Origin of the sequence: Pseudomonas sp. NPDC090203, from assembly GCF_044746765.1 — a bacterium.
In the GTDB taxonomy this organism is placed as follows: Bacteria; Pseudomonadota; Gammaproteobacteria; order Pseudomonadales; family Pseudomonadaceae; genus Aquipseudomonas; species Aquipseudomonas putida_AD.
Genome location: NZ_JBIVCV010000013.1, coordinates 1 through 14,436, shown reverse-complemented (window position 1 = coordinate 14,436; position 14,436 = coordinate 1). Strand labels below are relative to the sequence as shown.

At 60.0% G+C, this 14,436-nt stretch carries 13 protein-coding genes; 6 read left to right on the top strand and 7 right to left on the bottom strand.

What is annotated here, in order from left to right:
• Positions 1 to 64 precede the first annotated feature (64 nt).
• A complete protein-coding gene (locus tag ACIPO9_RS21215; RefSeq protein ID WP_400783497.1) occupies positions 65 to 2,188 on the bottom strand; it encodes a mechanosensitive ion channel family protein in 2,124 nt (707 codons plus the stop codon).
• Between the two features lie 237 nt (positions 2,189 to 2,425).
• On the opposite strand from ACIPO9_RS21215, the gene ACIPO9_RS21210 reads away from it, so the two are divergent.
• The 5 genes from ACIPO9_RS21210 to ACIPO9_RS21190 all read left to right on the top strand — a co-directional run bounded on the left by ACIPO9_RS21210 (position 2,426) and on the right by ACIPO9_RS21190 (position 6,415).
• Positions 2,426 to 3,004: a TetR/AcrR family transcriptional regulator gene (locus ACIPO9_RS21210; protein WP_400783311.1), complete on the top strand. Its 579-nt coding sequence runs from the start codon at positions 2,426 to 2,428 to the stop codon at positions 3,002 to 3,004.
• Positions 3,005 to 3,067: 63 nt separating this feature from the next.
• On the top strand, positions 3,068 to 3,544 hold the full coding sequence (locus tag ACIPO9_RS21205) for a nuclear transport factor 2 family protein (protein WP_274134903.1): 477 nt from the start codon (positions 3,068 to 3,070) through the stop codon (positions 3,542 to 3,544).
• A gap of 223 nt (positions 3,545 to 3,767) precedes the next feature.
• On the top strand, positions 3,768 to 4,442 hold the full coding sequence (locus tag ACIPO9_RS21200) for a glutathione S-transferase family protein (protein WP_274134905.1): 675 nt from the start codon (positions 3,768 to 3,770) through the stop codon (positions 4,440 to 4,442).
• Positions 4,443 to 4,507: 65 nt separating this feature from the next.
• Positions 4,508 to 5,440, top strand: a complete 933-nt coding sequence (locus ACIPO9_RS21195) for an alpha/beta fold hydrolase (protein ID WP_400783309.1) — start codon at positions 4,508 to 4,510, stop codon at positions 5,438 to 5,440.
• A 60-nt stretch (positions 5,441 to 5,500) separates the two neighbouring features.
• The gene (locus ACIPO9_RS21190) at positions 5,501 to 6,415 is read left to right on the top strand and encodes a LysR family transcriptional regulator (RefSeq protein WP_274134908.1); all 915 of its coding nucleotides are present in this window, start codon (positions 5,501 to 5,503) and stop codon (positions 6,413 to 6,415) included.
• Between the two features lie 90 nt (positions 6,416 to 6,505).
• On the opposite strand, the gene ACIPO9_RS21185 is transcribed toward ACIPO9_RS21190, so the two are convergent.
• Together ACIPO9_RS21185 and ACIPO9_RS21180 are read right to left on the bottom strand one after the other, a co-directional pair.
• On the bottom strand, positions 6,506 to 7,027 hold the full coding sequence (locus ACIPO9_RS21185) for a single-stranded DNA-binding protein (RefSeq protein ID WP_274134910.1): 522 nt from the start codon (positions 7,025 to 7,027) through the stop codon (positions 6,506 to 6,508).
• Between the two features lie 9 nt (positions 7,028 to 7,036).
• The gene (locus ACIPO9_RS21180; RefSeq protein ID WP_274134912.1) at positions 7,037 to 8,431 is read right to left on the bottom strand and encodes an MFS transporter; all 1,395 of its coding nucleotides are present in this window, start codon (positions 8,429 to 8,431) and stop codon (positions 7,037 to 7,039) included.
• Between the two features lie 187 nt (positions 8,432 to 8,618).
• Between ACIPO9_RS21180 and uvrA the strand changes: the two genes are divergently transcribed.
• Positions 8,619 to 11,453 (top strand): excinuclease ABC subunit UvrA, encoded by a 2,835-nt coding sequence (gene uvrA / locus ACIPO9_RS21175; protein ID WP_400783307.1) that lies wholly within the window; start codon positions 8,619 to 8,621, stop codon positions 11,451 to 11,453.
• 74 nt (positions 11,454 to 11,527) lie between these two features.
• Here the strand turns inward: uvrA and bfr are convergent, their stop codons facing one another.
• The 4 genes from bfr to rpsD form a co-directional block, all read right to left on the bottom strand.
• Complete coding sequence (gene bfr, locus ACIPO9_RS21170; protein ID WP_274134915.1) at positions 11,528 to 11,992, bottom strand: bacterioferritin; 465 nt, start codon at positions 11,990 to 11,992, stop codon at positions 11,528 to 11,530.
• 263 nt (positions 11,993 to 12,255) lie between these two features.
• Positions 12,256 to 12,642: a 50S ribosomal protein L17 gene (gene rplQ, locus ACIPO9_RS21165; RefSeq protein ID WP_400783304.1), complete on the bottom strand. Its 387-nt coding sequence runs from the start codon at positions 12,640 to 12,642 to the stop codon at positions 12,256 to 12,258.
• Between the two features lie 42 nt (positions 12,643 to 12,684).
• A complete protein-coding gene (locus ACIPO9_RS21160) occupies positions 12,685 to 13,686 on the bottom strand; it encodes a DNA-directed RNA polymerase subunit alpha (RefSeq protein ID WP_400783302.1) in 1,002 nt (333 codons plus the stop codon).
• Positions 13,687 to 13,708: 22 nt separating this feature from the next.
• Complete coding sequence (gene rpsD, locus ACIPO9_RS21155) at positions 13,709 to 14,329, bottom strand: 30S ribosomal protein S4 (RefSeq protein ID WP_274134916.1); 621 nt, start codon at positions 14,327 to 14,329, stop codon at positions 13,709 to 13,711.
• Between the last annotated feature and the right edge of the window lie 107 nt (positions 14,330 to 14,436).

Below are 14,436 nucleotides of genomic sequence, written 5' to 3'. Positions count from 1 at the left end.
CAGACGCTGAATTTGTGCCTGACACACCGCCGTCGCGGGCAAGCGCGCTCCTACAAGGGCTCACTTACACCGGGGTTTCGGAACCGTCCTTGTTCACCACCGACGTCTTGCCCGGTAACGCCTGCTGCTCATCGCCCTCCTCCATCTGCGAGAACTGGCCGTTGTGCGGGCTCATCACCAGTTGTGGATAAGTTTGCGCGAAACGCACGTCCGTGGACTTATCCACAAGGCGTTTGAGTTTGTCGTTGAATGCGCGGCTCACCGCATACTGCCCGCCCGACGAGGTGCGGAATTGCGCGGTGATCACAATGCCGTTCATGTCCATGCGATCAAGCCCGAACACCTCGAGCGGCCCTTGCAGCTTGCTGGCCAGCAGGAAGTCATCGGACACCGCCTGCCCCGCCTCGCGAATCAGCGAGGTCGCCGAATCCACATCCGAATCGTAGGTGAACTGGAACGAGAAGAACGCATAGGCGAACTGGCGGGACTGGTTGGTCACGGCCTTGATCTGCCCGAACGGCACCGAATGCACGAAACCTTTGCCGTCGCGCAGGCGAAGGGTGCGAATGGTCAGGCTCTCCACGGTGCCCGCATGGCCGGAATCCAGCACCACCCAGTCGCCGATGGAGATGGTGTCCTCGATAATGATGAACAGGCCGGTAATCACGTCCTGCACCAATTGTTGCGAACCGAAACCGATGGCCAGGCCGACCACCCCGGCACCGGCCAGCAGCGGCGCGACGTTGATCCCCAGGTTAGCCATGGTGGTGATGGTGCAGATGACCACCAGGATGATTTTGATCGCGTTGCGCAACAGCGGCAGGATGGTCTTGACCCGGGTGCTGGGCTGGCGCGAAGAGCGGCTGTTGGTCGGCGGCTTCAGCGCTTCCTGGATCGCGGTGTCCATCACCACCCAGAGCAGCCAGGTGACGAGAAAGATCAGCCCGATGCTGCTCAACGAGTCGCTGATGACCTTGCCCAGCGCGTTGCGTTGGGCGAACTCGAACAGCGAGAAGCCCCAGATCCGCCCCAGGATCTCGATGAACCCGATTGCCAGCGCGATGCGCAGTACCGCGTGCAACAGGCTCAGCAGACGTTCTTTGTAGACCCGTTCGGTGCGCGCCTCTGCCGGTTTGAACATGTGCTGGAACAGGGTGCTGAGAAACACCGTCCCGATCAGCAGCACGGTGGTCAGCAATGCGCAGCGCAGGGCCTCCTGGCTGTCTTCGCCGGCACCGATCAGGTTGACCGCCGACACCAGAATCATCAGCAGGATCGGCAAATGCCACAGGCTCGAGAAAATCTTCAAGGTCTGCTGCAGCGCCGGTCGGGCCAGGCGCGCGCTCAGAGGCCGATTGCGGATCAGGTGCGCCACCGGTCTGCGCATGCGAATGACGACAATGCAGAACATCACCGACGCCATGAGCCCGGTGAACGCCGCGATGCTGGTGGTCACGTTGCCGCCGAACTGCCGGGAAATCTGCGGGCTGGTGAGGGCGTCGCTCAGGGCGGCGAGAAATCCGATGATGAACAGTGGGTGTGGCGCATAACCCCGAATGATCTTCACCGCCGGGCGTTTGTGCCCGGAGTTGAACAGCACGATCACCGACATCAGCACCGACGTGGAGAAAATACCGCTGCTGGTCGCATAAGCGAAGCACAGCGCCAGCGCCCGGCCAATCGAAGGTGACATGAAATGACTGACGTACAGCGTCAGCGGCAGGCACACCAGCGCCGGCAGCGTAAACGGCAGCACGTAGCCCAGCACTCCCACCGTGCGCTCCCGTTTTATCAGCAACCGATGCCGCGACAGGCGCCCGACGACAAACATGGCGATGCGGTTTATCAACAGGAAGGTGCCGATCCACACCACCGACAGAATGAGGAAGTCCCCCAGGATGCTCCAGGGAGACCGGGTCAGCGGCTTGCTGACCAGCGTATCGATTTCATCGGCTGCGCGGTCGGCACGCAGGCGCCAGGAGTCGATCAGGTTGCCATCCAGGTCGAGCTTGTCCTGGACGCTGTCGATGCTGGAACTGATGGCACCCAGCAATCCGCCCTTGACCAGCAACTCCGGTTTGGCGGGCTCCGCCGCAGGCGCAGGGTCTGCCGGCGCGGTGGATTGGGCGGTGCTGGCCGCAGGTGCAGGGTCGGCGGCCGATACGTGAAAACTGCTGACGCAAAGCATCAGGCACAGGACAAGGACGGATTTGAAGTTCGACAAAACGCAGGTCACTCCTTGTGTGTTGAGGAACGCGGGCTTGGGCTGAGGGAAATCAGCGCCCCAAAGAACTGATCGAATTTCATCCAGCAAGTTCGCTTCGAGGGCAAAACCTTCATCTGCGTCGCCAGCCATTGATCGCGTCGGCAGGAATTTTTCTTAAACCACCTTGACCAGGGAGAACGATCGTTCTACCTTAAAAACATGAACACACCGACGACAGACACACGGGAAAAAATCCTCGCCACCGCCGAGCGGCTGATCTACGAGAACGGCATCCACGCCACCGGCATGGACCTTCTGGTGAAGACCTCGGGCGTGGCCAGAAAAAGCATCTACCGTTACTTCGCCACCAAGGACGAAGTCGCCGCCGCTGCGCTCAACGCCCGCGACGTGCGCTGGATGCAGTGGTTCAGGACCGAGTCCGACAAAGCGCAAACGCCCCATGGGCGCATCCTCAACATGTTCACGGTGCTCAAGGGCTGGTTCGAATCCGAAGGGTTTCACGGCTGTGCCTTTATCAACACCGCAGGCGAAGTGGGCGATCCGAACGACCCGATCCGGCTGATCGCCAGGCTGCACAAACAGAAGCTGCTCGATTACACACAGGAGTTGTGCGAGCAACTGAACATCGAACATCCGTCAGCACTGGCCACCCAGTTGCTGATCCTGATGGAAGGCGCCATCACCATGGCTCGTGTCATGGGGGACTACCGGGCCGCCGACAGCGCAAGGGACGTTGCGCAGCTGTTGCTGAAACAGGCCTTGCCTCGCGCACGCTGAAGGCCTGCGCTTCAAGAACGCTCCACTAAACGCCGTATCCACTGACCGTCTGGAGGCTCTGCCATGTCCACTGCCCAAACTCGTCCGCCACTTCCCCCTTTTACCCGTGAGTCAGCCATCGAAAAGATTCGCCTGGCCGAAGATGGCTGGAACAGCCGCGATCCCGAGAAAGTCTCGCTGGCCTACACCCTGGACACCCAGTGGCGTAACCGCGCCGAATTCGCCACAAATCGCCAGGAAGCCAAGGATTTCCTCACCCGTAAATGGAAGAAGGAGCTGGATTACCGGCTGATCAAGGAACTGTGGGCTTTCACCGACAACCGCATCGCCGTGCGTTACGCCTACGAATGGCACGACGATTCGGGCAACTGGTTCCGCTCCTACGGCAACGAGAACTGGGAGTTCAACGAAGACGGCCTGATGCACCGCCGCTTTGCCTGCATCAACGACATGCCGATCAAGGAGTCGGAGCGCAAGTTCCACTGGCCGCTGGGCCGCCGCCCGGATGATCATCCGGGGCTGTCGGACCTTGGGCTGTAACCACCCCATCCCGTAGCAGCACGGCTTGCCGGCGGGGGCGTCAGATCAATCGCCCCCGCCGGCAAGCGGAGCGCCGCCCGGCCGGGCTGCTACACGTTCTACTTTTACGAACGTTTTCACGCAATAACCCGTAAGTCATTCGAACGACATCCGCGCAACATGGCCCTCAGATTCAGCCGCACCTTCGCGACTGACCCACTTGCCAATCATCTGAGGCCACACCATGAAATTCTATTTCCACCCTTCGCCGAACCCGATGAAAGTCGCCCTGCTGCTCGAAGAGTTGCAAGTGCCTTACGAGCTGATCGGCGTGGACACCTTCAAGGGCGAACAGCACCTGCCCGCCTTCCTCAAGATCAACCCGAACGCCAAGGTGCCAGCCCTGGTCGATGGCGACGCGACCGTGTTCGATTCCCACGCCATCCAGTTGTACCTGGCGCAGAAACACCAACGCTTCCTGCCGACCACCGCTGCAGGCAATGCCGAGCTGCTGTCCTGGCTGCTGTTCATCGCCACCGGTCTGTCACCCTTCTCGGGCCAAGCCGTGCACTTCCTGCACCACGCCCCGGAAGCCCTGCCGTACGCCCGCAATCGCTACTTCAAGGAAGTCGAACGTCACTACAAAGTGCTCGACAACAAGCTCGCCACTTCGCGCTACCTGGCCGGTGACCAATACAGCATCGCCGACATGGCGCTGTGGGGCTGGGCCAACTACGCCGGTTACATCCTCGGCGAAGCGGGCCTGAGCGGCTACCCGAACGTCAAACGCCTGGTCGATGAAATCAGCGCACGCCCTGCCGCGCAACGTGCCCTGGGCCTGAAAGAGAAACTGGTGCTCAAGGCCGAGTTCGACGAAGAAACCCGTCGCGCGCTGTTCCCGCAAAACGAAGCGCAGTAACGCGCAGGTTCTGGCCGGTCCCTCGACCGGCCGGAGCACAACATCATCTTCCTCCAGAGGTCATCATGTTCAAGATCAGCTTATCGCTCGCCCTTGCTTCAATTGTTTCGGCCCTGTCCTCCGTTTCCGCCATGGCCGATGTCAAACCCTTCCCTGCCAGCTTTACGGAAAAGGAAATCGCCACCAACGGCACGACCCTGCATGTCCGGGTCGGCGGTAAAGGCCCGGCGGTGGTGTTGCTGCATGGCTTCGCCGACACCGGCGACATGTGGCAGCCTCTGGCGGTGGAACTTGCGAAAAACCATCGGGTGATCGTGCCGGACCTGCGTGGGATGGGCTTTTCCGCCCACCCTGACGACGGCTACGACAAACAGAATCAGGCCAAAGACATCGTCGGCGTGCTGGATTCACTCAAGGTCGGCCCGACCGAAGTGGTCGCACACGACATCGGCAACATGGTCGCCTACGCCTTCACCTCGCAGTACCCGGAGCGCGTCAGCCGCCTGGTGCTGATGGACGCGCCACTGCCAGGCTTGGGCCAATGGCAGGCGTTTCTGCTGAATCAGGGCGTCTGGCACTTCAACTTCCGCGGGCCGGATGTCGAGCGCCTGGTGGCCGGTCGCGAACGCATCTATCTGGATCGCTTCTACAACGAGATGTCCTACGATCCATCGAAGATCGACGAACAGACCCGCGACCACTACGCCGCGCTTTACGCTCGCCCCGGCGCCATTCACTCGGCGTTCAATCAATTCGCCGCGTTCTCCCAGGACGCCATCGACAATCAGGCGCGCTTCGCCAAAGTCGGCAAGCTGAACATGCCAGTGCTGGCCATCGGCGGTGAGAAGTCCTTCGGCGCCAGCATGCAGACCTACGCAGCATCAGCCTTCAATCATGTAGAGGGCCTGGTCGTGCCCAAAGCCGGTCACTGGATCATGGAAGAGCAGCCTGAGTTCGTGGTGCCGAAGATCCAGGCCTTCCTCGACAGCAAGAACTAAGCGCCAAAACGTTGCGCCTGATCTATTCTCGCAAGGCTCTTTCGTTCGAAGGATTGGAACATGTTGTCCACTGACGACTTCGCCCTGCTCGACGCTATCCGCGAAACCGGCAGCCTTTCCCGGGCTGCCGCTCGCTTGGGCAAGGCACCCTCCAGCGTGTCTTATGCCGCCCGGCAACTGGAAGAACGCTTTGACGCCCTGCTCTTCGACCGCCGTCGTTATCGCCTGCAACTGACGCCTGCCGGTGAGCTGCTGGTCGAGGAAGCCGCGCGCCTGATGCACGAACTGGGGCGGCTCACCCAGCGCGTGCAGCAAGTGGCCAACGGTTGGGAAAGCCGTCTGCGCATCGTCACCGACGAGCTGCTGGAGTTCGAAACCCTGCTGCCAGTGATCCAGGAGTTCGACGCGCTCGAGTCCGGCGTGCCGTTACGCTTCACCCACGAAGTACTCAAGGGCGTGTGGGAAGTGCTGCAAAATGGCCAGGCCGACCTGGTCATTGGTGCCACCAACGAGCCGCCCAAGATCGCGTCGCTGCGCTGGATGCAACTGGGCCAATTGGACTGGGTGTTCGCCGTCTCACCCAGACACCCCTTGGCGAAGGTTACCGGCAGTATTGATCGGGCCACGATCCTGAAACATCGCGCAATCGTCGTCGCCGACTCCTCGCGCACCAGCGAGGGCCGCACCTACGGCGTTTCCGGCGGCCAACAGACCCTGGCCGTTCCCACCATGCAATCGAAGATCCGAGCCCAGCTTCAGGGCCTTGGCGTCGGCTGGCTGCCGCGTCATCGGGTCAGCTCATTGCTGGAAAGCGGCCAGTTGCTGGAAAAACAGATGGCCGACCCGCGAGAGCCAAACATCCTCTACGTGGGCTGGCGCGGCGATGAAGAAGGCCGCGCACTTGGATGGTGGCTGGAAAAACTCAAACAGCCCTGGCTGGCGAAACGCTTGGTAGATGGCGTGCGGTTTGGCTGATCGATGTACCTTGCCGAAATGAAAAGCCCCCGGAAGCTGAGCTTGCCGGGGGCTTTTTTTCATGGCGTTACCGCGGTTGATCCGGTGGGATCAGAACGGGATATCGTCATCGAAGCTGTCGAAATCAGGAGCCGGCTGCGGCGCCTGTTGCGGAGCCGGGCGCGACTCGCGCTGTGGCTGAGGAGCTGGCTGCGGACGCGATTGCTGAGGACGAGGTGCGGAGTTCTGGTAACCGCCACCGCCTTGACCTTGTTGAGCGTCGCCCTGTGGACGGCCGCCCAGCAACTGCATGGTGCCTTGCATGTCGACGACGATTTCAGTGGTGTAGCGCTTGATGCCGTCTTTTTCCCACTCGCGGGTCTGCAGCTTGCCTTCGATGTAGACTTGCGAGCCTTTACGCAGGTACTCGCCGGCGATCTCTGCGACCTTGCCGAACATCGAAACACGGTGCCATTCGGTCTTCTCGACTTTCTGGCCAGTTTGCTTGTCGGTCCACTGTTCGCTGGTCGCCAGACTCAGGTTGGTCACGGCGTTACCGTTAGGCAAGTAGCGAACTTCGGGATCCTGGCCGCATGTGCCGACCAATATGACTTTGTTAACCCCACGGGCCATAACGTTCTCCTAGGCTTCAACCGTTTCCGACGCTGGATTGACCACGTCGTCGAAAGACGCCCGATCCAACAGTTCTTTGTCAAATTTGATATAGATGGCGGCCTCGTCGGCCACCACTACTGCATCTGTTACTCCACGTACGGCCAACACGCGATCGGCAAGGCCTGTATCGCGCTGGGCTTCTGGCGACAATGGCAAGCGAAGGCTGGTCACGTACGGAGGTTCACGCATGGTAACAGCAAACGCCAGCCAGATGGCGGCCAGACCGGCGCCGCCGAGGAACACAACACCGAGCCCGCCATGCTGGAACAGCCACCCGCCAAGGATGCCGCCCGCCGCCGAACCGAGGAACTGGCTGGTGGAATAGATCCCCATGGCCGTGCCCTTGCCGCCTGCCGGAGACACCTTGCTGATGAGCGAAGGCAGCGATGCTTCCAGCAGGTTGAACGCCGTGAAAAAGACCACCGTGCCGATGACAAGTGCCCGAAGCGTGTTGCCGAACTCCCAGAAGAATAGCTCAGTGAGCATCAGCACCATCACGGCGCCGAGCAGAATACGCTTCATCTGACGCTTCTTTTCCCCGTAGATGATGAACGGGATCATCGCGAAGAAGGAAATCAGCAGTGCAGTGAGGTAGACCCACCAGTGCTGCTCCTTGGGCAGGCCGGCTTTTTCCACCAGTGCCAGCGGCAACGCGACGAAACTGGACATGAGCATCGCGTGCAACGCAAAGATACCCAAATCCAGGCGCAGCAGGTCCGGATGACGAAGCGTCGCACCCAGCGCCTGTCGGGCAAGCCCGGATTCGCGGTGCTGCAACGTGACTGTCGATTTGGGAACGGCGAACGCAACGATCAGGATGCCGAGCAGGGCCATCGCGCCAGTCGCCAGGAACAGCCCCTTGAGACCGAAAGCGCTGGTCAGGATCGGGCCGACGACCATGGCGATGGCGAACGACACGCCGATGGTCATGCCGATCATGGCCATGGCCTTGGTGCGGTGCTGTTCGCGTGTCAGGTCCGAGAGCAATGCCATCACGGCTGCGGAAATCGCGCCCGCGCCTTGCAGGATGCGGCCGGCGATGACGCCCCAGATGGAGGTCGACTGCGCGGCCAGCACGCTGCCCAGTGCAAAGACGATCAAGCCCAGGTAAATCACCGGGCGACGGCCGATGCGGTCGGAGATGATGCCGAACGGGATTTGCAGCACGGCCTGGGTCAGGCCATAAGCGCCAATCGCCAGACCAATGAGTGCCGGGCTTGCGCCTGCCAGGTCCATGCCATAGGTGGCCAGGACTGGCAGCACCATGAACATGCCAAGCATACGGAACGCGAACACCAGCGCCAGACCGCCCGCCGCGCGGGTTTCGCTGCCACTCATGCGCTCGCTGTGAGAATCGTGCATGGAAGAACCTCATGTGAACCGGCGGCGATTCTACCAGTCCCATCGATGTACAGCACATACGACGCTTTGCCGCGCATCGCAGGAAAATTCTTTTTCTTACGTACGGCGCAAGCCAGCGCAATAGTGTGCATCCATCCAGTATTTGGCCGTATACTCCAGTGTTTTACGCCCGCCGTGCGAGGCCGCCTTGGACAAGATCCTGATTCGTGGGGCTCGAACCCACAACCTGAAAAACATCGACCTGACCTTGCCCCGCGACAAGCTGATCGTCATCACCGGGCTCTCGGGCTCCGGGAAGTCGTCGCTGGCGTTCGATACGCTTTACGCCGAAGGTCAGCGCCGCTACGTCGAATCGCTCTCTGCGTACGCCCGCCAGTTCCTGTCGATGATGGAAAAGCCGGACGTGGACACCATCGAAGGCCTCTCTCCGGCCATTTCGATCGAACAGAAGTCCACGTCGCACAACCCGCGTTCCACCGTGGGCACCATCACTGAAATCTACGACTACCTGCGCCTGTTGTATGCGCGGGTAGGCACGCCCCGCTGCCCGGACCACGACATCCCGCTGGAGGCGCAAACCGTCAGCCAGATGGTCGACCTGGTGCTGGCCCAGCCTGAAGGCAGCAAGCTGATGCTGCTGGCGCCGGTGGTGCGCGAGCGCAAGGGCGAGCACCTGGCGGTGTTCGATGAGCTGCGCGCCCAGGGCTTCGTCCGTGCGCGGGTGAACGGCAAGCTGTGCGAGCTCGACGAGCTGCCCAAGCTGGATAAACAGAAGAAGCATTCCATCGACGTGGTCGTGGACCGTTTCAAGGTTCGCGCCGACCTGCAGCAACGCCTGGCAGAATCCTTCGAGACCGCACTGAAACTGGCGGACGGCATCGCACTGGTTGCGCCGATGGACGACGAGCCTGGTGAAGAGGTCATCTTCTCGGCCCGCTTCGCCTGCCCGATCTGCGGCCACGCCATCAGCGAACTGGAACCCAAGCTGTTCTCCTTCAACAACCCGGCCGGCGCCTGCCCGACCTGCGACGGCCTGGGTGTGAAGCAGTTCTTCGACACCAAGCGGCTGGTCAACGGCGACCTGACGCTGGCCGAAGGGGCTATACGTGGCTGGGACAGGCGAAACGTCTATTACTTCCAGATGCTGGGCTCACTGGCCAAACACTACGGTTTCAGCCTGGAAGTGCCGTTCAAGGAGCTGCCGGCCGACCAGCAGAAGATCCTGCTCAACGGCAGCGGCACGCAGAACGTCGACTTCCGCTATCTGAATGACCGGGGCGATATCGTCAAACGCGCACACCCATTCGAAGGGATCGTGCCAAACCTGGAGCGCCGCTACCGGGAAACCGAATCGGCGACCGTGCGCGAAGAACTGGCCAAGTTCCTCAGCACCCAGCCTTGCCCGGATTGCCGCGGCACTCGCCTGCGTCGCGAGGCGCGTCATGTCTGGGTCGGGGAAAAAACCTTGCCTGCCGTGACCAACCTGCCTATCGGCGACGCCACCGATTACTTCGGCGGACTGAAACTGACCGGCCGTCGTGGCGAAATCGCTGACAAGATCCTCAAGGAAATCCGCGAGCGCCTGCAATTTCTGGTCAACGTCGGCCTGGATTACCTGACTCTGGATCGCAGCGCAGATACCCTTTCTGGCGGTGAAGCCCAGCGTATCCGTCTGGCCAGCCAGATCGGCGCGGGGCTGGTGGGCGTCATGTACATCCTCGACGAGCCGTCCATCGGCCTGCATCAACGGGATAACGACCGGCTGCTCGACACCCTGCGCCACCTGCGGGACATCGGCAACACGGTGATCGTGGTCGAGCACGATGAAGACGCCATCCGCCTGGCGGACTACGTGGTCGATATCGGCCCGGGTGCCGGCGTTCACGGCGGATCGATCGTCGCAGAAGGCACGCCGCAGGATGTGATGTCTCACCCTGACTCGCTGACCGGCAAGTACCTGTCCGGGCGGGTGAAGATCGAGGTGCCAGCCAAGCGCACTCCGCGCAACAAGAAGCTGTCGCTGAAGCTCAAGGGCGCCCGCGGCAACAACCTGCGCAATGTCGATCTGGAAATTCCGATTGGCTTGCTGACCTGCGTGACCGGCGTATCGGGCTCAGGCAAGTCGACGCTGATCAATAACACCCTGTTCCCGCTCAGCGCCACGGCCCTCAATGGCGCCACGACGCTGGAGGCCGCCACCCACGACAGCATCGACGGCCTGCAACACCTGGACAAAGTGGTGGACATCGACCAGAGCCCCATCGGGCGCACGCCACGCTCCAACCCGGCAACTTACACCGGGCTGTTCACGCCGATCCGCGAGCTGTTTTCCGGCGTGCCCGAGTCGCGCTCCCGGGGTTACGGCCCGGGGCGCTTCTCGTTCAACGTCAAGGGCGGCCGCTGCGAGGCTTGCCAGGGCGACGGCCTGATCAAGGTCGAGATGCACTTCCTGCCGGATATCTACGTGCCGTGCGACGTGTGCAAGAGCAAGCGCTACAACCGCGAAACCCTTGAGATCAAATACAAGGGCAAGAGCATCCACGAAGTGCTGGAGATGACCATCGAGGAAGCGCGAGCGTTCTTCGACGCCGTACCGGCACTGGCGCGCAAGCTCCAGACCCTGATGGACGTGGGCCTGTCCTATATCAAGCTGGGGCAATCGGCGACCACGCTGTCTGGTGGTGAAGCGCAGCGTGTGAAGCTGTCTCGCGAGCTGTCCAAGCGCGACACCGGCAAGACGCTGTACATCCTCGACGAGCCTACGACCGGCCTGCACTTCGCGGACATCCAGCAATTGCTGGACGTGCTGCACCGATTGCGCGACCACGGCAACACCGTGGTGGTCATCGAGCACAACCTGGATGTCATCAAGACCGCTGACTGGCTGGTGGACCTGGGCCCTGAAGGCGGCTCTAAAGGCGGCCAGATCATCGCCACCGGCACGCCGGAACAGGTGGCCGAGATGAAGCAGTCCTACACCGGGCACTACCTCAAGCCACTGCTGGAACGCGATCGCGCCTGATCGCCTGAAGGCAGCAGTAACGAAAAAGCCCCTGGCACGAAGATCGCGCCAGGGGCTTTTTTATCGAACCGGAATCAGAGCTGCGATTGCAGGTAGTTTTCCAGGCCGATGGATTTGATCAGGCCCATCTGCTTTTCAAGCCAGTAGGTGTGATCTTCTTCAGTGTCTGCCAGTTGCAGGCGCAGGATGTCACGGCTGATGTAGTCCTTGTGCTGCTCACAGAGGGCGATGCCTTTGCACAGTGCGGCACGGACCTTGTATTCCAGGCGAAGGTCACTGGCGAGCATCTCAGGGACTGTGGTGCCTACATCCAGGTCATCCGGGCGCATGCGCGGCGTACCTTCGAGCATCAGAATCCGGCGCATCAACGCATCAGCGTGACCTGCCTCTTCTTCCATCTCGTGGTTGATACGCTCGTAGAGCTTGCTGAAACCCCAATCCTCATACATCCGCGAGTGGATGAAATATTGGTCGCGCGCAGCCAGTTCGCCGGTCAGCAGCGTGTTGAGGTAATCGATGACGTCCGGGTGGCCTTGCATCGCCGTGAATCTCCTTCTTGAAAGACGATAGTTTGAACCAACATCTGCTCAAGGTCATCTTTTCAAAGGCAGAAAAACGAAGAAAAGCAGTGATTTTCTGACATTTGGTGTCGAAAACACGAGTAAATGAGGAGAGTTCTCTTTATCACTAGCGATCAGCGCAATAACCGCTCATTTCAACTGATAACGCGTTGTATTCCCATGAATCGCGGGCAACAAAAAAACCGGGCACTGGGCCCGGTTCTTTGTAACGACTTGACGTCTTATTCAGCGGCTTCTACAGAGCCACCGACAGGACGGTCAACCAGTTCGACGTACGCCATAGGAGCGTTGTCGCCAGCGCGGAAACCGCACTTCAGGATGCGCAGGTAGCCACCCTCACGGGTTGCATAACGCTTGCCCAGGTCGTTGAACAGCTTACCAACCATTTCTTTCGAACGAGTACGGTCGAAAGCAAGACGGCGGTTTGCAACGCTGTCTACCTTGGCCAGGGTGATCAGCGGCTCGGCAACGCGGCGCAGTTCCTTGGCTTTTGGCAGGGTAGTTTTGATCAGCTCGTGCTCGAACAGCGACACCGCCATGTTCTGGAACATGGCCTTGCGGTGAGAGCTGGTACGGCTCAGGTGAAGTCCAATTTTACGATGACGCATGGTTCATTCCTTACCAAACACAACGTTCGGTGATTACGACGATCAGTCAGTCGCCTTGTCGTCCTTCTTAAGACTTGCAGGCGGCCAGTTGTCGAGGCGCATGCCGAGGGAGAGACCACGAGAAGCCAGAACGTCCTTGATTTCGGTCAAGGATTTCTTGCCCAGGTTCGGAGTCTTCAACAGTTCTACTTCGGTGCGCTGAATCAGATCGCCGATGTAGTAAATGTTCTCCGCCTTAAGGCAGTTGGCCGAACGTACGGTCAGTTCCAAATCGTCAACCGGACGAAGCAGGATCGGATCAATCTCGTCTTCCTGTTCGACTACGACCGGCTCACTGTCACCTTTGAGGTCGACGAACGCAGCCAACTGCTGTTGCAGGATGGTTGCAGCACGACGGATAGCCTCTTCAGGATCCAGAGTACCGTTGGTTTCCAGATCGATAACCAGTTTGTCCAGGTTGGTACGCTGTTCGACACGGGCGTTTTCCACCACGTATGCGATACGGCGAACCGGGCTGAACGAAGAGTCGAGCTGCAAGCGACCAATGCTGCGGCTTTCGTCTTCATCGCTCTGACGCGAGTCTGCTGGTTCATAACCGCGACCACGAGCTACAACGAGCTTCATGTTCAGGGCGCCGTTAGACGCCAGGTTAGCGATGACGTGATCGGGGATAACGATCTCGACATCATGATCCAGCTGAATATCGGCAGCGGTAACCACCCCCGAACCCTTCTTCGACAAGGTCAGCGTAACTTCGTCTCGACCGTGCAGCTTGATAGCCAGACCTTTCAGGTTCAACAGGATTTCAATGACGTCTTCCTGTACACCTTCGATTGCGCTGTACTCATGGAGTACACCGTCAATCTCGGCCTCGACTACTGCACAGCCGGGCATGGAGGACAACAGGATGCGGCGCAGCGCGTTGCCCAGGGTATGGCCGAAACCACGCTCGAGAGGCTCGAGAGTGATTTTGGCGCGGGTTGGACTGACAACCTGCACGTCGATGTGACGAGGTGTCAGAAACTCATTTACCGAAATCTGCATGGATGCACCTATTTTCTAGCCCTTACTTGGAGTAGAGCTCGACAATCAGGCTTTCGTTGATGTCGGCGGACAGATCACTGCGAGCTGGGACGCTTTTGAAAACGCCAGATTTCTTCTCAGTGTCTACTTCTACCCATTCTACGCGGCCACGTTGGGCACACAGATCGAGAGCCTGGACGATACGCAGTTGGTTTTTCGCTTTTTCGCGAATAGCAACGACGTCACCAGCACGAACCTGGAAGGACGGAACGTTAACGGTTTTGCCGTTGACGCTAACCGACTTGTGCGATACCAGCTGACGCGATTCGGCACGAGTCGAACCGAAGCCCATACGGTACACAACGTTGTCCAGACGGCATTCGAGCAGTTGCAGCAGGTTCTCACCAGTAGCGCCTTTCTTGCCGGCAGCTTGCTTGTAGTAACCGCTGAACTGACGCTCGAGAACGCCGTAGATACGACGGACTTTTTGCTTTTCACGCAGCTGGGTGCCGTAGTCGGACTGACGACCGCGGCGCTGGCCGTGGATGCCTGGGGCTGCTTCGATGTTGCACTTCGATTCGATAGCGCGCACGCCGCTCTTCAGGAAGAGATCGGTGCCTTCGCGACGAGCGAGTTTGCATTTTGGACCAATGTAACGAGCCATTCTTTACAATCTCCTGGATTAAACGCGGCGCTTCATCGGAGGACGGAACCCGTTGTGCGTGAATGGCGTCACGTAGGAGATGCTGGAGATCTTGTAGCAAAATACGA